Raw genomic sequence first — 23,995 nt, forward strand, 5'->3', positions numbered from 1 at the left:
GTCAGTGAATGTTCGGCAGATACACTTCCTGGCAGACCAAGCAGACGACAGTTGATCGAGCCGCACACTACGCGCGCCTTGAGCACTTTGCGGGCCCTCTTTTACACGCAGTGATGACGAGAACGCCATGGCCGGGCTAATTCCCCAGAGCTTTATTGACGACCTTCTGAACCGCACCGACATCGTCGATGTTGTCAGCTCGCGCCTGCAAATGAAAAAGGCCGGCAAGAACTACACCGCCTGCTGCCCGTTCCACAAGGAAAAGACCCCCTCGTTCAGCGTCAGCCCCGACAAGCAGTTCTACTATTGCTTTGGCTGCGGCGCTGGCGGCAACGCCCTCGGCTTTATCATGGACCACGACAACCTGGACTTCCCCCAGGCTGTCGAGGAACTGGCAAAAGCCGCCGGCATGGAAATCCCTCGCGAAGAAAGTGGCCGCCCGCACAAACCGCGCCAACCCACCGATTCGCCGCTGTACCCGCTGCTTACCGCTGCTGCCGACTTTTACCGCCAGGCGCTGAAGAGCCACCCGCAGCGCAAAGCCGCCGTCGATTACCTCAAGGGCCGCGGCCTGACAGGTGAAATTGCCCGCGACTTCGGCCTCGGCTTCGCGCCGCCCGGCTGGGACAACCTGTACAAGCACCTGAGCAGCGACACTCTGCAGCAAAAAGCCATGATCGACGCGGGCCTGTTGGTGGAAAACGCCGAGACCGGCAAGCGTTACGACCGTTTCCGTGACCGGGTGATGTTCCCGATCCGCGACAGTCGCGGCCGTATCATCGCGTTCGGCGGCCGGGTGCTGGGGGACGACAAGCCCAAATACCTGAACTCACCGGAAACCCCGGTGTTTCACAAAGGCCAGGAGCTGTACGGCCTGTTTGAAGCGCGCAAAAACAACCGCAACCTCGACGAAATCATCGTGGTTGAAGGCTATATGGACGTGATTGCCCTGGCCCAGCAAGGGCTGCGCAATGCGGTGGCCACCCTTGGCACCGCCACCAGCGAAGAACACCTCAAGCGCCTGTTTCGCGTGGTGCCCAACGTACTGTTCTGCTTCGACGGTGACCAGGCCGGCCGCAATGCTGCATGGCGCGCCCTTGAGTCGACTCTGTCGAGCCTGCAGGACGGGCGGCGCGCACGCTTCCTGTTCCTGCCCGAGGGCGAAGACCCGGACACCCTGGTCCGCTCCGAAGGCACCGACGCGTTCCGCGCGCGCATCAACCAACACGCACAACCGCTGGCCGATTACTTTTTCCAGCAATTGACCGAAGAGTCCGACCCGCGCTCCCTCGAAGGCAAGGCCCATATGGTCACCCTCGCGGCCCCGCTGATCGACAAGGTCCCGGGCGCCAACCTGCGGACCCTGATGCGTCAGCGCTTGCTGGAAATCACCGGTTTGAGTGGCGAGGCCGTCAGCCAGCTGGCGCGCAGCGCGCCGCAAGAGGCGCCGCCCGCCTACGACCCGGGCATGGATTACGACGCCATGCCGGACTATTCCGACTTCCACCAACCGCAGGAGGCCTACACGCCCCAGCAGGAGTGGACACCGAAGAAACCCGGCGCCGGCGGCAAGAAATGGGACAAGAAACCCTGGGACAAAAACGGCAAACGTGGCGGCGACCGTGACGAACCGCGCGGCCCACGCGTCCCAGCAGCAGTAGAGCCGCCCACCATGGCAGCCCTGCGTACACTTTTGCACCACCCGCAACTGGCCCAAAAAGTCGAGGATGCGGGGCACTTTGCGGCCGAGGACCACACCAATACGCAATTGTTGGTGGCCCTGCTCGAAGCCGTACAGAAGAATCCTAAGCTAAACTCATTCCAGCTGATTGCACGCTGGCACGGCACCGAACAGGGCCGTTTGCTCAAGGCATTGGCAGAAAAGGAATGGCTGATTGATGGCGATAACCTTGAACAACAGTTTTTCGACACCATTACTAGCTTGGTAGCTCGTCAACGCGAGCGAAACCTGGAACAACTTCTTCGAAAAGCGCGTCAGAGTGAATTGACCGCCGAAGAGAAAAATCAACTGCGCGACCTTTTAAGTCGCAATGTTTCCGCATCAAACCCGACCTCAGCTGGCGTGTGAGGTCATAGCTCGGGTATAATCCTCGGCTTGTTTTTTGCCCGCCAAGACCTTCAGTGGATAGGGTGTTATGTCCGGAAAAGCGCAACAGCAGTCTCGTATCAAAGAGTTGATCACCCTTGGTCGTGAGCAGAAGTATCTGACTTACGCAGAGGTCAACGACCACCTGCCTGAGGATATTTCAGATCCAGAGCAGGTGGAAGACATCATCCGCATGATTAATGACATGGGGATCCCCGTACACGAGAGTGCTCCGGATGCGGACGCCCTTATGTTGGCCGACGCCGATACCGACGAGGCAGCCGCTGAAGAAGCAGCTGCCGCGCTGGCAGCGGTCGAGACCGACATCGGTCGCACGACTGACCCTGTGCGCATGTATATGCGCGAAATGGGTACGGTAGAGCTGCTGACACGTGAAGGCGAAATCGAAATCGCCAAGCGTATCGAAGAGGGCATCCGTGAAGTGATGGGCGCAATCGCGCACTTCCCAGGCACGGTTGACCACATTCTCTCCGAGTACACTCGCGTCACCACCGAAGGTGGCCGCCTGTCCGACGTCCTGAGCGGTTATATCGACCCGGATGACGGCATTGCGCCACCTGCGGCTGAAGTTCCTCCGCCGATCGATGCCAAGGCTGCGAAAGCAGACGACGACACCGACGACGAAGAAGCCGAAGCCAGCACCGATGACGAAGAAGAAGTCGAAAGCGGTCCGGATCCGATCATCGCAGCCCAGCGTTTTGGCGCGGTCTCCGATCAGATGGAACTGGCTCGCAAGGCCCTGAAGAAGCACGGTCGCGGCAGCAAGCAGGCAACTGCTGAACTGCTGGCCCTGGCTGAACTCTTCATGCCGATCAAACTGGTACCGAAGCAATTCGAAGGCCTGGTTGAGCGGGTTCGTAGCGCCCTTGAGCGTCTGCGTGCACAAGAGCGTGCGATCATGCAGCTCTGTGTCCGTGATGCGCGCATGCCGCGTGCCGATTTCCTGCGCCAGTTCCCGGGCAACGAAGTCGACGAAAGCTGGACCGACGCACTGGCCAAGGGCAAAAGCAAATACGCTGAAGCCATTGGTCGCTTCCAGGCCGACATCGTTCGTTGCCAGCAGAAGCTGACTGCGCTGCAGACCGAAACCGGTCTGACGATTGCCGAGATCAAGGACATCAACCGTCGCATGTCGATCGGTGAGGCCAAAGCCCGCCGCGCGAAGAAAGAGATGGTTGAAGCGAACTTGCGTCTGGTGATCTCCATCGCCAAGAAGTACACCAACCGTGGCCTGCAATTCCTCGACCTGATCCAGGAAGGCAACATCGGCTTGATGAAGGCTGTGGACAAGTTCGAATACCGTCGCGGCTACAAGTTCTCGACTTATGCCACCTGGTGGATCCGTCAGGCGATCACTCGCTCGATCGCCGACCAGGCCCGCACCATCCGTATTCCGGTGCACATGATCGAGACGATCAACAAGCTCAACCGTATTTCCCGGCAGATGTTGCAGGAAATGGGTCGCGAACCGACCCCGGAAGAGCTGGGCGAACGCATGGAAATGCCTGAGGATAAAATCCGTAAGGTATTGAAGATCGCTAAAGAGCCGATCTCCATGGAAACCCCGATCGGTGATGACGAAGACTCCCACCTGGGTGACTTCATCGAAGACTCGACCATGCAGTCGCCAATCGATGTTGCTACCGTTGAGAGCCTTAAAGAAGCGACTCGCGACGTACTGTCCGGCCTCACTGCCCGTGAAGCCAAGGTACTGCGCATGCGCTTCGGCATCGACATGAATACCGACCACACCCTTGAGGAAGTCGGTAAGCAGTTCGACGTTACCCGTGAGCGGATTCGCCAGATCGAAGCCAAGGCGCTGCGCAAGCTGCGCCACCCGACGAGAAGCGAGCATTTGCGCTCCTTCCTCGACGAGTGATCACAGAACCCCCGGCCCAGGCCGGGGGTTTTGCTTTCTACAGGATTAAATCCTCCCCGCCCTACCCCCCTCGTAATGCCCGTCTACACTCGAAACATTCCCCGTGCCATAACGAGACCGTTATGCCCAGATTGCCGACCGTGTTACTGCTGTCGCTGCTGACCTGGACCGCAACGGCTGGCGCGTTGACTCTCACCGATGAAGAGCGTGGCTGGCTGGCGGACCACCAAGAGTTGCGCCTGGGCGTCGATGCGTCCTGGCCGCCCTTTGAATACCGCGATGAAGAAGGTCGTTACCAAGGCCTGGCCGCAGACTACGTGCGCCTGATGCAGGACCGCCTGGGGCTCAGGATCAAACTGATCGAGCCGGTGAACTGGAGCGCGGTGCTGGAACAAGCCCGCAATAACCAACTCGACCTGCTGCCGGGCATCATGTCCACCCCGGAACGCCAGGGCTTCCTGTCGTTTACCCGGCCTTATCTCGACTTCCCCATTGTCATCCTCGCCCATGAAGGCGGCCCCCAGCCACGCAGCCTCAAGGACTTGTATGGGTTGAAGGTGGCCGTGGTGGAAAACTATGCACCTCACGAACTGCTGCGCACGCACCACCCGGACCTGAACCTGGTGGCCATGCCCAATGTCAGCGCAACCCTGCAGGCCCTGGCCACCGACAAGGTTGATGCGGTGGTCGGCGACCTGGCATCCAGCGTGTGGAGCCTGCGCCAACTCAAGCTGGAGGGCCTGTACATCAGCGGCGAAACGCCCTACCGCTATCAACTCGCCATGGGCGTACCCAAGGACGACAAGATGCTGGTGGGCATCCTCGATAAAGTCCTGGCTGATATAAGCCCGGCCGAAACCGAGGCCATCCAGCAACGCTGGGTCGGCAATGTCATCGACCACCGCACCCTCTGGACCGATGTGCTGCTCTACGGCCTGCCAGCGGTCCTGTTGTTGAGCATCGTGCTGGCCGTGGTTATCCGGATCAATCGCCGGCTCAGTTCGGAGATTTCCCGCCGAGTCGCCCTCGAACAGGAACTGCGCAGCAGCGAATACCATTACCGCGGCCTGGTGGAGAGCCTTTCCGCCATTGCCTGGGAAGCGCGCATCAGCGATTTCACCTACAGCTACGTGTCGCCCCACGCCGAAGAACTGCTTGGCTACCCCCGCGCCCACTGGCTGATCCCGGGCTTCTGGCGCAACATCATCCACCCGGCCGACCTGACCCGCACCGAATCCTATTGCTACGCAGAAACCCGAGCCAACCGCGACCACAGCGTCGACTACCGGGTGATTACCGCCGACGGTCGCTGCCTGTGGGTACGGGATATCGTCAGCCTGATTGAACACGGCCATGAGCCAGTGCTGCGCGGCCTGATGATCGACATCAGCGAAGCCAAGCGCACTGAAGAAGCCTTGCAGCTCTCGGAACAGAAGTTCGCCTCGGTGTTCCAGCAATGCCCGGACATCTTGGTCATCGCCCGGCTGTCCGATGGCTGCCTGATGGAGGTCAATAAGGCGTTCGAGGACCAGATCGGCCTGAGCGCCGACGAAGTCGTGGGAAAAACCGCCACCGAACTGAATATATGGGGCATCCAGGGCGTAGGCCCGGGCCTGTTGCAACGGGTGCAAACCACCAGCATCCGCAACCTGGAGATGCCGTTCCTGCGCAGCAACGGCCAGGCTTTTACCGGGCTGATTTCTGCCGAACCGTTCCAACTGGATACCACCGAAGCGTTGGTCGTGGTGGTACGTGACATCACCCAACTGAAAGAAACCCAGCAGCGCCTGCAAACCTCCGAAGAGAAATTCGCCAAGGCCTTCCACGCCTCTCCCGACGGCCTGCTGCTGTCTCGTCAAAGCGACGGCTTGCTGATTGAAGTCAACGAAGGGTTCAGCCGCATCACCGGCTTCAACAGCGTGCTGTCACTGGACCAGTCGACCCTGGACCTCGGCATCTGGGTCGACCTGAACGAACGCAAGCACATGCTGGAGTTGCTGCAACGGGATGGGTTGGTGCACGACTTTGTGTGCCACATCCGCCGCAGCGACGGCGCGATCCGCCTGTGTGAAGTCTCCAGCCGCCCGCTGCCCATCGGCGACGAAGACTGCATGCTGACCATCGCCCGGGACATCACCGAGCGCCAGCTGATGCAGGAAAAACTGCAACAGGCCGCCACCGTGTTCGAGAGCACCGCCGAAGGTGTACTGATCACTGATATCCGGCAAAACATCAGCGCCGTCAACCGCGCGTTCAGCGAAATTACCGGCTACAGCGAAGAAGAAGCCCTCGGCCATACCCCACGCCTGCTCGCCTCCGGCCTGCACGACAGCGCGTTCTACGCAGCGATGTGGCACCAGCTGACGGCCAACGGCCACTGGCAGGGCGAGATCTCCAACCGGCGCAAGAACGGCGAGCTGTACCCCAGCTGGCTGACCATCAGCGCGGTGCGTAACCGCGAGCAGTCAATTACCCACTTCGTCGCCGTGTTTGCCGACATTTCCAGCCTCAAGCACGCCCAGGCGCGGCTCGATTACCAGGCACACCACGACCCGTTGACCGGCCTGCCCAACCGCACCCTGTTCGAAAGCCGCCTGCAAGCCGCTCTCAATAACCAACAGGAAACCGGCAGCCAGGGCGCCGTACTGTTCCTCGACCTCGATCGCTTCAAACACATCAACGACAGCCTCGGCCACCCGATCGGCGACCTGCTGCTCAAGGACATCGCCGTGCGCCTCAAGGACCAACTGCGCGACGTCGACACCGTGGCGCGGTTGGGTGGCGACGAATTCATCATCCTGCTGCCCGGCCTGCAACAAGCCAGCGACGCCGAACACCTGGCCAATAAACTGCTGGCCTGCTTCACCCCACCGTTCCAGGCGGGCGAACACGAGTTCTTTATCAGCGCGAGCATCGGCACCAGCCTGTACCCACGGGATGGCGTCGACGTAGCCACCCTGGTCAAAAACGCCGACGCCGCCATGTACCGCTCCAAGGCCAAAGGCCGCAACCGCGTCGAAAGCTACACCCAGGACCTCACCGCACAGGCCAACGAACGCGTGGCGCTGGAACATGAACTGCGCCGGGCGATCGAGCGCGACGAATTGACCCTCTATTACCAGCCGAAACTGAGCCTCGACACCCAACAACTGATCGGCGCCGAAGCGCTCATCCGCTGGCGCCACCCCACCTTCGGCGACGTGCCGCCCGAGCACTTCATTGCCCTGGCCGAAGAAAACGGCATGATCCTGCAAATTGGCGACTGGGTACTGGAACAGGCGTGCCGGCAGATGCACGACTGGAGAGAGGTTTTTGACGACTTCGGCACATTGTCCGTCAACCTCGCCGGCGCGCAATTGCGCCACCCCAACCTGCTGGCACGCATCGAGCAATTGCTGCGCGACAACCACCTGGAGCCTAGTTGCCTGCAACTGGAAATCACCGAAAACTTCATCATGAGCCAGGCCGAAGAAGCGCTGGAGGTGCTGCACCAACTCAAGCGCCTGGGCGTACAACTGGCCATTGATGACTTCGGCACCGGCTATTCGTCCCTCAGCTATTTGAAGCGCCTACCGTTGGACTTCCTGAAGATCGACCAATCGTTCGTGCGCGGCCTGCCCGACGACCCGCACGATGCCGCGATCGTGCGCGCGATTATTGCCCTGGGGCACAGCATGCAATTCACCATCATTGCCGAAGGGGTGGAAACGCCTGCGCAGCAAGCGTTCCTGGCGGCTGAAGGGTGCGAACAGATGCAAGGCTACATCGTCAGCCTGCCGCTGCCGCCGGACCTTTTTGCCGCGACTTTCCTTCGTATGAGTGTTTCGGACTTTTCGGATGGCACAGCGAAGAAACCATCGTTATAATCCGCGGCCTACTGAGGGCCTATAGCTCAGTTGGTTAGAGCAGGGGACTCATAATCCCTTGGTCGTAGGTTCGAGTCCTACTGGGCCCACCATACTCAAAGCCGCGCACTGCGCGGCTTTGTCGTTTCTGGCGCCTGAGTCGTGCAGCAATGAAACATTAGTTAGTTGTCCCGAACGGCTACGGCGAAGACCATGATTCCCAGTCAACGCCACTCCAGCACGAGGGAAATTTGTTCCATGCCTCCGAAGAAACGTACGCCGCGCCACGTAATCCACAACCTGGGCATGCGTGCCGCAGCCGCCGTCGCAATCACCCTCACCACCTTAAGCTGCGCACAAGCCGCGCCCGCTGCCACTGACACCATCAAGGCATTCAAGCTGTGCACGGGCGCCGACAACGCCTCCCACGTACTGGAAGGCACCATAGACCAGAGCATGCGCAATGACGTGACCGCCATTCACTTCAAGCAAACGGCGGCGCATTCCTCGTATAGCTGGCATAACGACCCGGAGCCACAGTACGTCATGACGCTGTCCGGCACCCTGGCGTTCGTGACGCGTGGCGGCGAGAAATTCACGTTGCATCCGGGTGAAGTACTGATCGCCGAAGACAATACCGGCACAGGGCATCGCTGGAATCTGGTGGACGATCAACCGTGGCGGCGTGGGTACGTGGTGCTGAAGCCGGGCGCGCCGGATTCGTTTATCCCGAACGATCCTGCCGCTGCGAAGGTGTGCAAGGGGTCTTAATCTCGCCGATCACGCCAACGCATCAACAATGACCTGCGCCGTACCCAGCAGCGGCGCATCCCCTCTAAACGCCCCAATCACCTGCAACCCCACCGGCAACTCCCCTTCACTACGTGGCACCGGCACATTCACCTGCGGCAAACCAAACGCGCCCCAGAACTTGATGAAGTCCGACGGGCCCGTGGTCTCCAGCCCCGCCGGCGCCAGCATCCCGCAGGAAACACTCAACATCGCATCAAACGGCTGGCAGATTTGCGCGAGCTGCGGGGCCAGTTGTGCGAGGCGTGCCTTGGCCGCCGACTCCTGCTCCCAACTCGTCGCCTTGGCACGCTCGATCATGGCCAACGTCGAATCACTGAGTAACTCGGGATGAGACTGAAATTCCTTGGCCAATGAGCGGGCACCTTCGCAATCGTTGATCACCTGGTGATCATCGAAAACACTGTCGAACGCCTCGGGCAACACGACCTCACTGACTAGAGGGCCCAACCCAGCGATCGCTTGCTCGATAGCCTGGGCCACCACCGGCTGCACATCCGGCCAGCGAGAGGTACGGCAAAAACCCAGCCGCAAAGGCCGGCGCCCGGCCTCAACAGTCGGAAACCCTGGAATCAAAACCCGCGCCACCCGCTCAAGGTCGCGCACCGAACGCCCATACCAGCCCACCGTGTCGAAGCTCGGCGCCAGCGGTTTCACGCCTTCCAGCGAGACCAGTCCAAACGATGGCTTGAAGGCATACAGCCCGCAATAAGCCGCCGGCTTGAGCAGCGACCCAGCCGTCTGGGTACCCAACGCCAACGGGAAAAACCCGGCCGCCATGCCCGCCGCAGAACCCGCACTGGAGCTACCCGGCGTACGAGACAGATCAAGCGGGTTACGCGTCGGCCCCGTGTTCATGTAGGCAAATTCAGTGGTGTGGGTCTTGCCCATGATGATCGCGCCCGCCTGGCGCAGCAGCGTCACCACATGGGCATCCCGCGAGGGACGATTGCCCTGGTAAATCGGCGAATAGAACTCGGTTGGATGGTCGGCGGTATCAAAGATGTCCTTGATACCCACGGGCACGCCCACCAGCAACCCGGCACGGCCTTCAAGATGCCTTGCCTGCTCGCGTACCGCTTCAGGATCGAAAGATACAAACGCCTGAATCTGCGGCTCGTCGACACCTATCCGTCCAAGAAAATGCTCTGCAATCGAGGCAGGTGTACCCGCACCAGAGCACACCGACTCGGCAATGCCCGTCGCGTCGAGGTCGTTCATCAGCGCGCCCTCACTTGGCAAACAACTGCCCAATGTCCTTGAAGGCCTTGAACTCCAGCGCATTGCCGCACGGGTCAAACAGAAACAACGTCGCCTGCTCACCCACCTGGCCCTTGAAGCGAATGTGCGGTTCCAACACAAACTGAGTGTTGCGCGCTTGCAAACGCTCCGCCAACGCATGCCAATCATCCCAACTCAGCACCACGCCAAAATGCGGCACCGGCACGTTGTGGCCATCCACCGCATTAGTGTGCGCCGCTTCTTGAGAGGCGGTTTTCGGATGTTCATGAATCACCAGTTGGTGCCCGAAGAAGTCGAAGTCGACCCAGTGATCACTGGCGCGCCCCTCTTCGAGGCCAAACACCTCGCCGTAAAACTGCCGCGCAGCCGCCAAGTCGAATACCGGAATTGCCAGGTGAAAAGGTGCCAGTGCCATCAGGTCTAACCTCTATGGGTATTAAGTCCTTGCGAGTCTAGCCTTGCTTTCATCGATGGAAAGACGATAGTTTTCGCATCGAGCTCAAATTATTTTGATCAATCGAGACGCCCATGCTGCGCGAACTGAAAACCTTTATCGCCGTCACCCGCCATGGCACGTTCGCGGCAGCCGGCATGCACATCGGGCTGACGCAGTCGGCGGTCAGCGCGCAGATCCGCCAGCTGGAGCAGCTGCTCGGTGTGCAGTTGTTCGACCGCACCGGGCGCCAGGCCAAGCTGAATGCGGCGGGCACTCGCGCGCTGCCGCTGGCCAAGGAGATTCTCGAGACGTTCAACCGCATGGCGGTGCCGGTGGATGCCAACGAATACCGTGGCGAGTTGAAAGTCGGCGCCATTACCACCGCCCAGACCGGCCTGCTACCGCAAGCCCTGGTGCGCTTGCGCCAGGCGGCGCCGACGGTGGAATGCAAATTGGTGCCGGGGGTTTCCCTGGAGCTGCTCAGTCAGGTGGACGCGGGCGAGCTGGATTCGGCGATCATCATTCGCCCGCCCTTTGATTTGCCCAAGGAGCTGCACGTGCAGGTGCTGCGCAAGGAGCCGTTTGTGTTGATCGTGCCGCAAACGGTCAAGGGTGACGACCCACTGCAACTGCTCGCCGCTCATCCCCATGTACGCTACGACCGCGCTTCGTTTGGCGGGCGGCTGGTCAGTCGTTTCCTGCGGGATCAACGCCTGGACGTGCAGGTGGCGCTGGAGTTGGACGAGATTGAGGCGCTGGTCAAAATGGTCGAATGCGGCCTCGGCGTTTCACTGGTTCCCCACGCCGGGCTGTGGCTGGATCGCACACCGCAGGTGCGTGTCATCCGTTTGGGCGAACTGACCTTTCACCGGGAAATCATCCTGCTCAGCCGCTACAGCCAGCGCAACCTTCCCGTGCCGCAACTCTTTGCCCGGTGCCTGTTGGCAGGCGTGACCTGAAACGCCAAAAAAAGCCGCACATCCGTGCGGCTTTTTCAGGCCCTATTTCTTGGGCAACGCGTAGGCAATCACATAATCCCCACGGTCCGGCGACTGTCGAGCGCCACCGGCAGTGAGCACGATGTATTGCGTGCCCGTCTTGGGCGACACGTAGGTCATCGGCCCGGACTGGCTACCCACCGGCAGGCGGGATTTCCAGATCTCGTTACCGTTGCCGGTGTCGAAGGCACGCAGGTAGAAGTCCTGGGTGCCCGCGAAGAACAACAGGCCAGACTGGGTCGCCAGGGACGCGCCAAGGGTCGGCATGCCAATCGGAATCGGCATGTGCATGCGGATGCCCAGCGGGCCGGTGTCTTCCACCGCGCCCACCGGTACTTGCCACATCAGCTTGTGGGTTTTCAGGTCGATGGCCGACATCGTGCCAAACGGCGGCTTCTGACACGGAATGCCCGCCGCCGAAAGGAAGCGCTCGCGCATCGCACCAAACGGCGTACCTTCTTGCGGCACCACGCCCATTTCGATGCCGCTGGCGCCCGCGGCAATCTTGTCGCGTGGGATCATGTAGTTGGCCAGGCCCAGGCGCATGTCGTTAACAAACATATAGTGGGTGTTCGGGTCCACCGACACGCTGCCCCAGTTCATCCCGCCCAGCGAACCCGGGAATTGCAACGCCCGGTCCAAACCCGGCGGCGTATAAACGCCCTCATGGCGCATGCCTTTAAACTGGATGCGGCACATCAGTTGGTCAAACGGTGTAGCGCCCCACATGTCGGATTCGGTCAGTTGCTGATTGCCGATCGAAGGCATGTCCACGGAGAACGGCTGGGTCGGCGAATAACGCTCGCCAGGTACATTGCCCTGAGGCACCGGACGCTCTTCAACCCGGGCGATGGGCACGCCGGTTTCGCGGTTGAGCAGGAAGATTTCGCCCTGCTTGGTGACTTGAGCCAGCGCCGGCTGCACGCCGCCATTGCCATCCGGAATGTCATAGAGCAGCGGTTGCGCCGGCAGGTCGAAGTCCCACAGGTCGTGGTGGGTGGTCTGGAAATGCCAGCGCACCTGGCCGGTCTTCACGTCGATGGCGACGATGGAGGAGTTCCACTTGTCGTCATAGGCGGTGCGCTCACCGGCGAAAAAGTCCGGGGTGGCGTTACCGGTGGGCAGGTAGACCAGGCCGAGTTTGGCGTCGTAGGACATGGCCGACCACACGTTCGGCGTGCCACGGGTGTAGGTCTCGCCCGCAGGCGGGCGTTTGGTAGTGTTCGGATTGCCCGGGTCCCAGGCCCACACCAGTTCGCCGCTGTGCACGTCAAAGGCGCGCACCACGCCTGGCGGTTCGCCGGTAGAGAAGTTGTCTGCCACACGCCCGCCGACGATCACCACATTGCCCGCTACCAATGGCGTCGAGGTTTGCTGGTAATAGCCGGGCTTCACTTCGCCCATGTCGGTTTTCAGGTCGACAGTGCCGTGGTCGCCGAAGTCTTCGCAAGGCGCACCGGTTTCAGCATTGATCGCAATCAATCGGGCATCGCCGGTCGGCAGGAACAGACGTTTCACACAGGCTTTAGCGCTGGCAGGTTGCTCGCTGGCGCTGCTGTCAAAATAGCCCAGCCCACGGCAACGCTGCCAGTTGGGGCCGCTGCCCTGCGGGTCGAACTTCCAGCGCTGGGCGCCGGTGTCGGCATCCAGGGAAAATACTTTGCCGTAGGCGGTACACACGTAAACGCTGTCACCGATCTGCAGCGGGGTGTTCTGGTCTTCGGCGCCGGCGCCGTTGCTCTCGGGGATGTCGCCGGTGTGGAAGGTCCAGGCCACCTGTAGCTTGTCGACGTTGCCTTTGTTGATCTGCTCCAGCGCGGCAAACCGATTGCCGGCGGTGGTATTGCCCCAGTGGGCCCAGTCTTTTTGCTCGGTGCCCGGTTTCACCGGGGTGACCGCAGGCTCACTGCTGGCCTTGACCACGTGGGTGGGCACAAACATGTACGCCAGGGTGGCGACCACGCCAAGGCCCAGCAATCCGGCAACCCCATAGGCGCCGCGCCCGGGTGACGATCCAGACGCGCGGGCGAGCTGTGGATAAATCAGCGCAACCACCAGGCCGATGACGGCGAAGGTCAGTACCCGCGAGACCAGTGGCCAGTATTCCAGGCCAGTGTCCCATACCGCCCAGATCGCGGTCAGTACCAGCGCCACGGCGTATAGCCATGCACCCTGAGGCTTGCGCTTGGCGACCAGCACGCCAGAGACCAGCATCGCCAGGCCCATCAGCAGGAAATACCAACTTCCGCCCAGCACCACCAGGTAACCACCACCGCCCGCCAGGCCCAGGCCGATCAAGGCGATCAGCAGTCCCAACCCCGCCAGCAACACTTTGCTGCCGGTGGCAGCCCCAAAGTTATTCATCGCGCAAACGTCCTTCCTGTTTATACCCAACTGGAAATAATGTACCAAACAGTTACTTTTAACAATCTGGCACAAATCAATGTGTGCGATCAGCGGCGAAAATAAATTCCGAGGCTTACTTGAAGTGGAATTTTATTTCCAATAATGTCTACGTCAGAAACTTTGTCGCACCAAAACAATAAAAAGGAACCTGTCATGAAGCGTCTGCTTGGCTGTGCCTGTGCCCTGTTGCTGTCCACTGCCGCCCACGCCGAGTTGCGCATCGGGGTATCCGTCGGACAGTTTGATAACTACGTTTCCTACCTGGTGCAGGCCATGCAGGATCGGGCCAAGGCCTCGCCTGATGGAGTCAAGCTGCAGGTGGAAGATTCCGCCAGCGATGTAGTCCGCCAGTTGAACCAGGTCGAAAGCTTCATCAGCCAGAAAGTCGACGCGATCATCGTCAACCCGGCGGACACCGCGGCCACCCGCAAGATCACCGAGAAGGCCAACGCCGCCGGTATCCCGCTGGTGTACATGAACAGCCGTCCCGAGGTGGACACCTTCCCGCCAGGTGTAGTCTTCGTCGGCACCGACGAGCGCGCCATTGGCCGGATGCAAATGGAATACCTGGCCGAGAAGATGGGCGGCAAAGGTAACCTGGCAATCATCCTTGGCCGTCTCGCCCACAGTGATACCGGCAAACGCACCAATGGGGTCAAGGACGTGCTGGCCAAGTACCCCGAGATCAAAGTCGTTGAAGAACAGTCCGGCGACTGGCAGCGCGAAAAAGGCATGGACCTGATGAACGATTGGCTGACCAAGGGCCAAACCATCAACGCCGTGGCTTCCAACAATGACGAGATGGGCATCGGCGCCGCCATGGCCCTGCGCCAGACGGGGCGCCAGGACATTCTGGTCGGCGGCATCGACGGTACGCCGGACGGTTTGCAGGCGCTGAAAAAAGGCCAGTTGGCAGTCACCGTATTCCGCGACCCGGTGGCCATCGGTGCGGGCTCGGTGGACGCCGCGCTGATGCTGATCAAGCACGCCGCCCTACAAGGCGATGTATGGGTTCCTACGCAATTGGTCACCCCGGAAAACTACCAGCAGTTCCTGCACAACTGAGCCAAACGCCGTCGCGAGCATCAAGGGGAACGAGCCTGTAACATGCTCGCCCATTGATGCCCGCGCCGGAGAACACCTTGCCTGCCTCTCACCCTCCCGTCCTTGATGAAATCGACCGCCAGTTGATTGCCGCCTTGCAGATCAACGCCCGCGAAAGCGTGGCCATGCTCGCTCGGCAACTGGGCATCGCCCGCACCACCGTTACCTCACGCCTGGCACGCCTGGAAAAAACCCAGGTGATTACCGGCTATGGCGTGCGCCTGAGCCAGCGGGTGGTGAATGGCGGTTTGCAGGCCTACGTGGGGATCACCGTGCAACCGCGCTCCGGCAAGGAAGTGCTGCGCCGGATCAGCGCCATGGCGCAGGTTCAGCAGTTGTGTGCGGTGAGCGGAGAGTTCGATTACGTGGCCTGGCTGCGCACCGATTCGCCGGAGCAGCTGGATCAACTGCTCGACCAGATCGGCAGTGTCGACGGCGTGGAGAAGACCACCACCTCGATCATCCTCAGTAACAAATTGGATCGCGGCCAACCAGTCTGACCACCATGCTCGTCACTCTGACTAAAAACAATTCAATACGACGACACATTGCGTCTTATTAACGAACGCTACGATCCCTAGAATGGCTGCCATCTTTTCCTATACTCAACGGGTCGCGCCCCGCCGAGTCGCCAGCAAGGTCAGCCATGAGCATTCCTTCCAGCACCATCAGCAAGCCCAATCGCCACCCTGCCAACGGCAAAAAGCCGATCACCATTTTTGGCCCGGACTTTCCGTTCGCCTTTGATGACTGGATCGAACACCCGGCGGGCCTGGGCAGCATTCCGGCCGCCAACCACGGCGCCGAAGTGGCGATCGTCGGCGCCGGGATTGCCGGGCTGGTGGCCGCCTATGAGCTGATGAAGCTGGGCCTGAAGCCCGTGGTGTATGAAGCCTCGAAAATGGGTGGCCGCCTGCGCTCCCAGGCGTTTGAAGGCGCCGAAGGCATCATCGCGGAACTGGGCGGCATGCGTTTTCCGGTGTCGTCCACCGCGTTCTATCACTATGTGGACAAGCTGGGACTTGAGACCAAGCCATTTCCCAACCCGCTGACGCCCGCTTCCGGCAGCACGGTCATCGACCTTGAAGGCCAGACTCACTACGCACAGAAACTTGCCGACCTGCCTGCACTGTTCCAGGAAGTGGCTGACGCCTGGGCCGACGCTTTAGAGGCCGGCTCGCAATTCGGCGATATCCAGCAAGCGATCCGCGACCGTGACGTACCACGCCTGAAAGCGCTGTGGAATACCCTGGTGCCGTTGTGGGACGACCGCACCTTCTACGACTTCGTCGCCACCTCCAAGGCGTTCGCCAAGTTGTCGTTCCACCACCGCGAAGTATTCGGCCAGGTCGGCTTCGGCACCGGCGGCTGGGACTCGGACTTCCCCAACTCGATGCTGGAAATCTTCCGCGTGGTGATGACCAACTGCGACGATCACCAGCACCTGGTGGTCGGCGGCGTGGCCCAAGTGCCCATGGGCATCTGGCGCCATGTACCGGAGCGTTGCGCCCACTGGCCCGAAGGCACCAGCCTCAGCTCGCTGCACAACGGCGCGCCGCGGGCCGGGGTCAAGCGCATTGCCCACGCCCCGGACGGCCGTTTCGCCGTCACCGACAACTACGGTGATACCCGCGAATACGCCGCCGTGCTGACCACCTGCCAGAGCTGGCTGCTGACCACCCAGATCGAGTGCGACGAAACCCTGTTCTCGCAAAAGATGTGGATGGCCCTCGACCGTACCCGCTACATGCAATCGTCGAAGACCTTCGTGATGGTCGACCGGCCATTCTGGAAGGACAAGGACCCAGAGACCGGCCGCGACTTGATGAGCATGACGCTGACCGACCGCCTGACCCGTGGCACCTACCTGTTCGACAACGGTGACGACAAGCCGGGGGTGATATGCCTGTCCTATTCCTGGATGAGCGACGCCCTGAAAATGCTCCCGCAGCCGATCGAGAAGCGCGTGAAACTGGCCCTCGACGCATTGAAAAAGATCTACCCGAAAGTCGACATCGCCGCGCGCATCATCGGCGACCCGATCACCGTGTCGTGGGAAGCCGACCCGCACTTTCTCGGGGCGTTCAAGGGCGCGCTGCCGGGCCACTATCGCTACAACCAGCGGATGTATGCGCACTTCATGCAGAAGGACATGCCGGCCGAGCAACGCGGTATTTTCATCGCCGGTGACGACGTGTCGTGGACGCCTGCGTGGGTGGAAGGCGCCGTGCAGACCTCGCTGAATGCGGTGTGGGGCATCATGACCCACTTCGGCGGCAGTACTCACCCGCAGAACCCGGGCCCGGGGGATGTGTTCGATGAACTCGGGCCGATTGCGCTGCCCGAATAAGGAGCTGCCCATGCGTATCGCCTTGTATCAATGCCCGCCGCTGCCGCTGGACGTGGCGGGCAACCTCAAGCGTCTGCATCAGTTGGCGCAAGAGGCCAACGACGCCGACCTGCTGGTGCTGCCGGAGATGTTTCTCACCGGCTATAACATCGGCGTGGAGGCGGTCGGCGCCCTGGCGGAAGCTCAGGACGGCCCGTCAGCGCAGTCCATCGCCGCGCTGGCGAAAAACTCGGGTGTGGCAATTCTGTATGGCTACCCGGAACGCGGCGCAGACGGCCAGATCTACAACGCCGTGCAGTTGATCGACGCGAACGGCCAACGCCTGTGCAACTACCGCAAGACGCACCTGTTTGGCGATCTCGACAACTCGATGTTCAGCCCCGGAGACGATGATTTTCCGCTGGTGGAATTGAACGGCTGGAAGCTGGGTTTCCTGATTTGCTATGACCTGGAGTTCCCGGAGAACACCCGGCGCCTGGCGCTGGCTGGCGCAGAGTTGATCCTGGTGCCGACCGCCAATATGGTGCCGTTCGACTTCGTCGCCGATGTGACCGTGCGGGCGCGGGCGTTCGAAAACCAGTGTTATGTGGCGTACGCCAACTACTGCGGGCGCGAAGGCGAGATCGAGTATTGCGGGCAAAGCAGCATCGCGGCGCCGGATGGCCAGCGGATCGCCCAGGCCGGGCTCGATGAGGCGTTGATTGTCGGCACACTCGACCGGCAGTTGATGCTCGACTCACGCGCGGCCAATCGCTACCTGCTGGACCGTCGTCCCGAGCTTTATGGTGCGCTGCACAAGCACTGATCCCGGCTGCTTTGCGCTAGCATAGGCACTTCCTACGTTTCGGAAGTGCTCATGCCTGCGCCGGCCCACCCTCATCACCTTCAATTGACCCTGGCCAGCGGCCTGCGGGTTTCCTTGCATCATGCACCGCGTTTGAAGCGCTGCGCGGCAGCCTTGCGCGTTGCGGCGGGCAGCCACGATGTGCCCTTGGCGTGGCCGGGACTGGCGCATTTCCTTGAGCATCTGTTGTTCCTGGGCACCGAGCGTTTTCCTGCAAGCGAAGGGCTGATGGCCTACGTGCAGCGCCAGGGTGGTCAGGTCAATGCCAGCACTCGCGAACGCACAACCGAGTTTTTCTTTGAAGTGCCTGTTTCGGCATTTGACGCAGGGTTGGAGCGCTTGGGGGATATGCTCGCCCATCCGCGCCTGGCCTTGGAAGACCAATTGCGTGAGCGTGAAGTGTTGCACGCGGAGTTTATCGCCTGGTCGCAAGATGCCGCAGCGCAACAGCAACAGGCGTTGTTGGAAGGTGTAGCGGCGGATCATCCGCTGCGGGCGTTTCATGCGGGCAACCGGGATAGCTTGCCGGTAGAGCGTGAGGATTTTCAGCAGGCGTTGCGGGATTTTTATGAAGGTTTCTATCAGGCCGGACAGATGACGTTGAGCCTTGCGGGCCCTCAGTCATTGGCGGAGCTGGAGGCGTTGACGCAACAGTTTGGTGCTGCGCTGAAGACTGCACCGCTGAAGCCACAGGTGCCTGCGCCAGCGTTGCTGGTCGGCAATCAACGTACTTATCAACACGCCGATGAGCACCACTGGCATCAAGTCATGGTGAGCGAGGCGTCCCCTCAGGCGCTGGATTTCCTTTGCCTGTGGCTGAATGCTTCGGCGCCGGGCGGATTGCTTGCCGAGTTGCAGGCGCGACAGTTGGCCAGCGCTATCAAAGCGGCTGTGCTGTATCAGTTCGCCGGCCAGGCGCTGTTGGATATCAGGTTCACCCTGGGCACTCACGGTGCGCAACAGACGGCATTGATCGAAGACCTGTTGTACGACTGGCTGAACTTTTTCGCACACAGTGACTGGACGCTGCTGCGGGAAGAGTACGCCTTGCTGCTCGCTCGCCAACTGCAGGTCAGTGGTGCCCTGGCATTGGCCCGACAGGACCACGAGGCAGTCCTGTCCGACCAAAGCACCCGTTCCCTCAAGGCCCTGCTGGATGCGCTGCCATTGCCGCGGTCCCGGCACGCCTGGCAACTACCGCCTACCAATCCGTTCTTACGCCCGACCCTCAAGCAAGAGCGCCCGGGGCTGATTCGTGGCCAAACCAGCGCGCACCGCGGTTTGCGCACGTTCGCACAAGACCGCTCCCGTGGCCGAAGGGACCTGTCGGCGCTGACATTCAGCCAGGCGATGCCCGACGACACCGATGAGGGCGCGCTTTACCTGCGCTGGCATCTGGATACGCCGCTGCATGCAGAGCTTTTCCCACAGCTGCGTGAGAACGCTGCCCAGGCTGGCGTTGAACTGTCCTTCGAGACTATGGGCAATCACTGGCAACTGAAGTTGGTCGGGCTTCACGAACCTATGCCGGCGGTATTGGCAGAAGTCGCACGCAGCCTGACTCAGCTCGATGAAAGATCTGGAGCACCACGCAGTACCCCACCGCCGATGGCAATCCGGCAATTGCTCAAGGCATTACCTGCTTGTTGCACAGGCCTCACGCCCGCCAACCCAACAGCTCACCAGGACCGATGGTCAACGGCGCGCTGGCAAGGGCTTGCAGTAGGGTTGCCCGCCCACTGCGAAGAGGCAATTAAAAGTGCTGCAGGGAAACTGCCCGGCCAACCGGCAACGGCCAGTACCGAAGTTCGACCCATCGCCGGCCAGCGTCTTTGGCACGACGTCAGGACTGATTCCAGCGAAGCCGCGTTGCTGCTGTTCTGCCCGGTGCCGACTCAATCCCTGGCCGATGAAGCAAACTGGCGCCTGCTTGCGCACCTGGCTCAGGCGCCGTTTTACCAACGCCTGCGTGTCGAACTGCAACTGGGCTACGCGGTGTTCAGCGGCATCCGACAATTCAACGGGCAAACCGGCCTGCTGCTCGGGGTGCAATCACCCAGTGTTTCCCTTGAAGGAATCGTCGAGCACCTTCAGGCGTTCCTCCAACAGTTACCTGCCTTGATCGAAGCCCGAAATGACCTGAATGACGCGACGCAAACCCTGGCGGACCAGTTTGCCCCTGAAACGCTGACGACCTCCCACGCCGCCGAACTGCTCTGGCACGCGCACTTGGCAGGCCACCCGTCGGATTACATCGTGCAGTTACAAGATTTCATCCAGACCCGCACCCGCAAGGATTTAATACAAGCTGCGCGGCAACTCAATGCTGCTGCAGGCGGCTGGCGCTGCGTGGCCAATGGTGGGTGCCTGCCAGCACCTTGGCAATTATCTGGCTGATCATTGCCGCTACGGTAAAAGGCTTTTTCCGCCAGGACAGCGCTATCTTGCAAAGAAGTACGTAACATTCATACGCACACCTCTGAACATCTCCGCTTGGAGGTGGACTATATATATTGGTAGTAAACGTCCCATCCCTTCGTAGGAGTAAGAACATGACCTGGTCCAAACCTGCTTACACTGATCTGCGCATCGGCTTCGAAGTCACCATGTACTTTGCCAGCCGCTGATTGGCTTTGTATTGCAATGCAACGCCTCGGCTCGCCCGGGGCGTTTTTATTTTTGAGTTGTGTGTAATGGAGCGGCCATGTTTGTCCAGATTCTAGGTTCCGCCGCGGGCGGTGGTTTCCCGCAATGGAACTGCAACTGCGTGAACTGCGCAGGTTTTCGCGACGGCAGCCTGCGGGCCGAGGCGCGTACCCAATCGTCCATCGCGATTTCCGATGATGGCGTGAACTGGGTGCTGTGCAATGCCTCGCCAGACATCCGCGCCCAGCTCCAAGGGTTCGCCCCGATGCAACCCGGCCGCGCCCTGCGGGACACCGGCATCAGCGCGATCATCCTGATGGACAGCCAGATCGACCACACCACCGGCCTGTTGAGCCTGCGCGAAGGCTGCCCGCATCAGGTGTGGTGCACCGACATGGTCCATGAAGACCTGAGCACCGGCTTCCCGCTGTTCACCATGTTGACCCACTGGAACGGTGGCCTGGCCTGGAACCGTATCGAGTTGGACGCCAGCTTCACGATTCCCGCCTGCCCCAACCTGCGTTTCACGCCGTTGCCACTGCGCAGTGCGGCACCGCCCTACTCGCCTCACCGATTCGACCCACACCCAGGCGACAACATCGGCCTGATCGTCGAAGACCTGCGCACCGGCGGCAAGCTGTTCTACGCGCCGGGCCTGGGCAAGGTCGACGGGCCGTTGCTGGAGATCATGGCCGGCAGCGATTGCCTGCTGGTAGACGGCACCATGTGGGATGACGACGAAATGCAGCGCCGTGGCGTCGGTACCCGCACCGGTCGCGAGATGGGCCACCTGGCCCAAAACGGCCCCGGCGGCATGCTGCAAGTGCTGGAACAACTGCCCACGCAGCGCAAGGTGCTTATCCACATCAACAACACCAACCCGATCCTGGATGAGGACTCGCCCGAGCGAGCCGAGTTGGCGCGGCGCAATGTGGAAGTGGCATACGACGGCATGAGCATTGAATTGTAGGAGCGAGCCAAATGACTGACACACCGCTGAACACTGCCGAGTTCGAACAAGCGCTGCGGGCCAAGGGCGCCTTCTACCATATCCATCATCCGTACCACGTGGCGATGTACGAAGGCCGCGCCACCCGCGAACAGATCCAGGGCTGGGTGGCCAACCGTTTTTATTATCAGGTAAACATTCCCCTCAAGGACGCCGCGATCCTGGCCAATTGCCCGGACCGCGAGATTCGTCGCGAGTGGATCCAGCGCCTGCTGGATCACGACGGCGCCCCCGGCGAAGACGGCGGCATTGAAGCCTGGCTGCGCCTGGGCCAGGCAGTCGGCCTGGACCCGGACCAACTGCGCTCCCAGGAATTGGTACTGCCCGGCGTACGATTTGCGGTAGACGCCTATGTCAACTTCGCCCGCCGCGCCAGTTGGCAGGAAGCCGCCAGCAGCTCCTTGACCGAGCTGTTCGCCCCGCAGATCCACCAGTCGCGTCTCGACAGCTGGCCGCAGCATTACCCGTGGATCGACCCGACCGGCTATGAGTACTTCCGCACCCGCCTGGGCCAGGCTCGCCGGGATGTGGAGCACGGTCTGGCGATCACTTTGCAGCACTACACCACCCGTGAAGGCCAGGAACGCATGCTGGAAATTCTCCAGTTCAAACTGGACATTCTTTGGAGCATGCTCGATGCCATGAGCATGGCGTATGAACTGAAACGCCCGCCGTATCACAGCGTGACTGACCAGCGTGTATGGCATAAGGGGATCACCCTATGAGCTTCGATCGCAGCAAAAAACCGACCTGGCGCCAGGGTTATCGCTTCCAATACGAACCGGCGCAAAAGGGCCATGTGTTGCTGTACCCGGAAGGCATGATCAAGCTCAACGACAGCGCCGCGTTGATCGGTGGCTTGATTGATGGCGAGCGTGATGTAAACGCAATCATTGCCGAGCTGGACGAGCAATTCCCGGGCGTGCCCGAACTCGGTGAAGACATCGAGCAATTCATGGAGGTTGCCCGTGCTCAACACTGGATCGAACTTGCCTGACCTGCCACCAAAACCGGAGATCGGCCTGCCGCTATGGTTGCTCGCCGAGCTGACCTACCGTTGCCCGCTGCAATGCCCGTACTGCTCCAACCCGTTGGATTTCGCCGAGCAGGGCAAGGAACTGAGCACCGAACAGTGGATCAAGGTATTTCGCGAAGCCCGGGAAATGGGCGCGGCGCAACTGGGGTTTTCCGGTGGTGAACCGCTGGTGCGTCAAGACCTCGCGGAACTGATCGCCGAGGCGCGCAAGTTGGGCTTCTACACCAACCTGATCACCTCCGGCATCGGCCTCACCGAGCAGAAAATCAGCGACTTCAAGAAGGCTGGCCTGGACCATATCCAGATCAGCTTCCAGGCCAGCGACGAGCAAGTGAACAACCTGCTGGCCGGCTCCAAAAAGGCCTTCGCGCAAAAACTGGAAATGGCCCGAGCGGTGAAAGCCCACGGTTACCCGATGGTGCTGAACTTCGTTACCCATCGGCACAATATCGACAAGATCGACCGCATCATCGAGCTGTGCATTGCCCTGGAAGCGGACTTTGTCGAGCTTGCCACCTGCCAGTTCTACGGCTGGGCCCAGCTTAATCGTGTCGGGCTGTTGCCGACCCAGGAGCAGTTGGTGCGTGCCGAACGCATCACCAACGAATACCGCGCCAAGCTCGAAGCCGAAGGCCACCCGTGCAAGCTGATCTTCGTCACACCGGATTACTACGAAGAGCGCCCGAAAGCCTGCATGAATGGTTGGGGCAGTATCTTCCTGACGGTGACGCCGGACGGTACCGCGCTGCCGTGCCATGGCGCCCGACAGATGCCGGTGCAATTTCCCAACGTGCGCGACCACAGCATGCAGCACATCTGGTACGACTCGTTCGGCTTCAACCGCTTTCGCGGCTATGACTGGATGCCCGAGCCATGCCGTTCATGCGACGAGAAAGAAAAGGACTTCGGTGGCTGCCGCTGCCAGGCGTTCATGCTGACCGGTGACGCCAGCAATGCCGACCCGGTATGCAGCAAGTCGGAGCATCACGGGATAATCCTGCAGGCCCGTGAAGAGGCAGAGCACGCCACCCAAACCATCGAACAACTGGCCTTTCGCAATGAGCGCAACTCACGGCTGATCGCAAAAGGCTGAGGGCTTTTAGCGTTTGGCGATGATGTAGACCGCGTGCACGATGCCCGGGATGTAACCACACAAGGTCAGCAGAATATTCAGCCAGAACGCGCCGGCGAAACCCACTTGCAGGAACACACCCAGTGGCGGCAACAGAATAGCGATGATGATGCGAATGATATCCATGGGT

General features: G+C 60.8%; 19 protein-coding genes and 1 tRNA gene. 16 read left to right on the forward strand and 4 right to left on the reverse strand.

Annotated features, from left to right (window positions below; genetic code table 11):
- The first annotated feature begins 127 nt into the window (after positions 1-127).
- The 5 genes from dnaG to RGV33_RS29675 all read left to right on the forward strand — a co-directional run bounded on the left by dnaG (position 128) and on the right by RGV33_RS29675 (position 8,623).
- Positions 128-2,089, forward strand: coding sequence for a DNA primase (dnaG, locus tag RGV33_RS29655; RefSeq protein ID WP_003211012.1), 1,962 nt, complete (start codon positions 128-130; stop codon positions 2,087-2,089).
- A 67-nt stretch (positions 2,090-2,156) separates the two neighbouring features.
- Complete coding sequence (gene rpoD / locus RGV33_RS29660) at positions 2,157-4,007, forward strand: RNA polymerase sigma factor RpoD (RefSeq protein ID WP_063026748.1); 1,851 nt, start codon at positions 2,157-2,159, stop codon at positions 4,005-4,007.
- Between the two features lie 122 nt (positions 4,008-4,129).
- Positions 4,130-7,873, forward strand: a complete 3,744-nt coding sequence (locus RGV33_RS29665) for a bifunctional diguanylate cyclase/phosphodiesterase (protein WP_322147954.1) — start codon at positions 4,130-4,132, stop codon at positions 7,871-7,873.
- Between the two features lie 15 nt (positions 7,874-7,888).
- Positions 7,889-7,965: transfer RNA gene (locus RGV33_RS29670), tRNA-Ile, on the forward strand.
- A 145-nt stretch (positions 7,966-8,110) separates the two neighbouring features.
- A complete protein-coding gene (locus tag RGV33_RS29675) occupies positions 8,111-8,623 on the forward strand; it encodes a hypothetical protein (RefSeq protein WP_322147955.1) in 513 nt (170 codons plus the stop codon).
- Between the two features lie 9 nt (positions 8,624-8,632).
- Here RGV33_RS29675 and RGV33_RS29680 read toward each other — a convergent pair whose 3' ends face one another.
- Entirely contained in the window at positions 8,633-9,883 is a 1,251-nt protein-coding gene (locus RGV33_RS29680) for an amidase (protein WP_322147956.1), read from the reverse strand.
- A gap of 10 nt (positions 9,884-9,893) precedes the next feature.
- The gene (locus tag RGV33_RS29685; protein WP_322147957.1) at positions 9,894-10,319 is read right to left on the reverse strand and encodes a VOC family protein; all 426 of its coding nucleotides are present in this window, start codon (positions 10,317-10,319) and stop codon (positions 9,894-9,896) included.
- Between the two features lie 113 nt (positions 10,320-10,432).
- On the opposite strand from RGV33_RS29685, the gene RGV33_RS29690 reads away from it, so the two are divergent.
- The gene (locus RGV33_RS29690) at positions 10,433-11,299 is read left to right on the forward strand and encodes a LysR family transcriptional regulator (RefSeq protein ID WP_322147958.1); all 867 of its coding nucleotides are present in this window, start codon (positions 10,433-10,435) and stop codon (positions 11,297-11,299) included.
- Between the two features lie 42 nt (positions 11,300-11,341).
- On the opposite strand, the gene RGV33_RS29695 is transcribed toward RGV33_RS29690, so the two are convergent.
- Positions 11,342-13,702, reverse strand: coding sequence for a glucose/quinate/shikimate family membrane-bound PQQ-dependent dehydrogenase (locus RGV33_RS29695; protein WP_322147960.1), 2,361 nt, complete (start codon positions 13,700-13,702; stop codon positions 11,342-11,344).
- A gap of 195 nt (positions 13,703-13,897) precedes the next feature.
- Between RGV33_RS29695 and RGV33_RS29700 the strand changes: the two genes are divergently transcribed.
- The 10 genes from RGV33_RS29700 (at position 13,898) to pqqE (ending at position 23,826) form a co-directional block, all read left to right on the forward strand.
- On the forward strand, positions 13,898-14,809 hold the full coding sequence (locus RGV33_RS29700; RefSeq protein WP_322147962.1) for a sugar ABC transporter substrate-binding protein: 912 nt from the start codon (positions 13,898-13,900) through the stop codon (positions 14,807-14,809).
- A gap of 56 nt (positions 14,810-14,865) precedes the next feature.
- Positions 14,866-15,348 carry an Lrp/AsnC family transcriptional regulator gene (locus RGV33_RS29705; protein WP_322147964.1) on the forward strand — a complete coding sequence of 161 codons (483 nt, stop codon included), beginning with the start codon at positions 14,866-14,868 and terminating at the stop codon, positions 15,346-15,348.
- A 167-nt stretch (positions 15,349-15,515) separates the two neighbouring features.
- Positions 15,516-17,198, forward strand: a complete 1,683-nt coding sequence (locus RGV33_RS29710; RefSeq protein WP_322148761.1) for a flavin monoamine oxidase family protein — start codon at positions 15,516-15,518, stop codon at positions 17,196-17,198.
- A 10-nt stretch (positions 17,199-17,208) separates the two neighbouring features.
- Entirely contained in the window at positions 17,209-18,003 is a 795-nt protein-coding gene (locus tag RGV33_RS29715) for a carbon-nitrogen hydrolase family protein (protein ID WP_322147965.1), read from the forward strand.
- A gap of 51 nt (positions 18,004-18,054) precedes the next feature.
- On the forward strand, positions 18,055-20,439 hold the full coding sequence (gene pqqF / locus RGV33_RS29720; protein WP_322147966.1) for a pyrroloquinoline quinone biosynthesis protein PqqF: 2,385 nt from the start codon (positions 18,055-18,057) through the stop codon (positions 20,437-20,439).
- Between the two features lie 155 nt (positions 20,440-20,594).
- On the forward strand, positions 20,595-20,669 hold the full coding sequence (pqqA, locus tag RGV33_RS29725) for a pyrroloquinoline quinone precursor peptide PqqA (RefSeq protein WP_003194766.1): 75 nt from the start codon (positions 20,595-20,597) through the stop codon (positions 20,667-20,669).
- Between the two features lie 77 nt (positions 20,670-20,746).
- A complete protein-coding gene (gene pqqB / locus RGV33_RS29730) occupies positions 20,747-21,658 on the forward strand; it encodes a pyrroloquinoline quinone biosynthesis protein PqqB (RefSeq protein ID WP_322147967.1) in 912 nt (303 codons plus the stop codon).
- Between the two features lie 11 nt (positions 21,659-21,669).
- Positions 21,670-22,422 (forward strand): pyrroloquinoline-quinone synthase PqqC, encoded by a 753-nt coding sequence (gene pqqC, locus RGV33_RS29735; RefSeq protein WP_322147968.1) that lies wholly within the window; start codon positions 21,670-21,672, stop codon positions 22,420-22,422.
- Positions 22,419-22,694 carry a pyrroloquinoline quinone biosynthesis peptide chaperone PqqD gene (pqqD, locus tag RGV33_RS29740; protein WP_322147969.1) on the forward strand — a complete coding sequence of 92 codons (276 nt, stop codon included), beginning with the start codon at positions 22,419-22,421 and terminating at the stop codon, positions 22,692-22,694. Before pqqC ends, pqqD begins: the two co-directional genes overlap by 4 nt.
- Positions 22,687-23,826: a pyrroloquinoline quinone biosynthesis protein PqqE gene (pqqE, locus tag RGV33_RS29745; protein ID WP_322148765.1), complete on the forward strand. Its 1,140-nt coding sequence runs from the start codon at positions 22,687-22,689 to the stop codon at positions 23,824-23,826. Before pqqD ends, pqqE begins: the two co-directional genes overlap by 8 nt.
- A 6-nt stretch (positions 23,827-23,832) precedes the next feature.
- Here the strand turns inward: pqqE and RGV33_RS29750 are convergent, their stop codons facing one another.
- Positions 23,833-23,991: a YqaE/Pmp3 family membrane protein gene (locus tag RGV33_RS29750; RefSeq protein WP_003211049.1), complete on the reverse strand. Its 159-nt coding sequence runs from the start codon at positions 23,989-23,991 to the stop codon at positions 23,833-23,835.
- Positions 23,992-23,995: the final 4 nt, after the last annotated feature.

This window comes from Pseudomonas sp. Bout1 (assembly GCF_034314165.1).
GTDB lineage: Bacteria > Pseudomonadota > Gammaproteobacteria > Pseudomonadales > Pseudomonadaceae > Aquipseudomonas.

What these genes read in the sequence shown, in the direction of transcription:
- RGV33_RS29675 (WP_322147955.1), top strand. Translation starts at nt 8,111, where the DNA reads ATGCCTCCGAAGAAACGTACGCCGCGCCACGTAATCCACAACCTGGGC.
- pqqC (WP_322147968.1), top strand. Translation starts at nt 21,670, where the DNA reads ATGACTGACACACCGCTGAACACTGCCGAGTTCGAACAAGCGCTGCGG.
- rpoD (WP_063026748.1), top strand. Translation starts at nt 2,157, where the DNA reads ATGTCCGGAAAAGCGCAACAGCAGTCTCGTATCAAAGAGTTGATCACC.
- dnaG (WP_003211012.1), top strand. Translation starts at nt 128, where the DNA reads ATGGCCGGGCTAATTCCCCAGAGCTTTATTGACGACCTTCTGAACCGC.
- pqqB (WP_322147967.1), top strand. Translation starts at nt 20,747, where the DNA reads ATGTTTGTCCAGATTCTAGGTTCCGCCGCGGGCGGTGGTTTCCCGCAA.
- pqqF (WP_322147966.1), top strand. Translation starts at nt 18,055, where the DNA reads ATGCCTGCGCCGGCCCACCCTCATCACCTTCAATTGACCCTGGCCAGC.
- RGV33_RS29715 (WP_322147965.1), top strand. Translation starts at nt 17,209, where the DNA reads ATGCGTATCGCCTTGTATCAATGCCCGCCGCTGCCGCTGGACGTGGCG.
- RGV33_RS29695 (WP_322147960.1), bottom strand. Translation starts at nt 13,702, where the DNA reads ATGAATAACTTTGGGGCTGCCACCGGCAGCAAAGTGTTGCTGGCGGGG.
- RGV33_RS29750 (WP_003211049.1), bottom strand. Translation starts at nt 23,991, where the DNA reads ATGGATATCATTCGCATCATCATCGCTATTCTGTTGCCGCCACTGGGT.
- RGV33_RS29680 (WP_322147956.1), bottom strand. Translation starts at nt 9,883, where the DNA reads ATGAACGACCTCGACGCGACGGGCATTGCCGAGTCGGTGTGCTCTGGT.
- RGV33_RS29690 (WP_322147958.1), top strand. Translation starts at nt 10,433, where the DNA reads ATGCTGCGCGAACTGAAAACCTTTATCGCCGTCACCCGCCATGGCACG.
- RGV33_RS29705 (WP_322147964.1), top strand. Translation starts at nt 14,866, where the DNA reads ATGCCCGCGCCGGAGAACACCTTGCCTGCCTCTCACCCTCCCGTCCTT.
- RGV33_RS29700 (WP_322147962.1), top strand. Translation starts at nt 13,898, where the DNA reads ATGAAGCGTCTGCTTGGCTGTGCCTGTGCCCTGTTGCTGTCCACTGCC.
- RGV33_RS29685 (WP_322147957.1), bottom strand. Translation starts at nt 10,319, where the DNA reads ATGGCACTGGCACCTTTTCACCTGGCAATTCCGGTATTCGACTTGGCG.
- RGV33_RS29665 (WP_322147954.1), top strand. Translation starts at nt 4,130, where the DNA reads ATGCCCAGATTGCCGACCGTGTTACTGCTGTCGCTGCTGACCTGGACC.
- pqqD (WP_322147969.1), top strand. Translation starts at nt 22,419, where the DNA reads ATGAGCTTCGATCGCAGCAAAAAACCGACCTGGCGCCAGGGTTATCGC.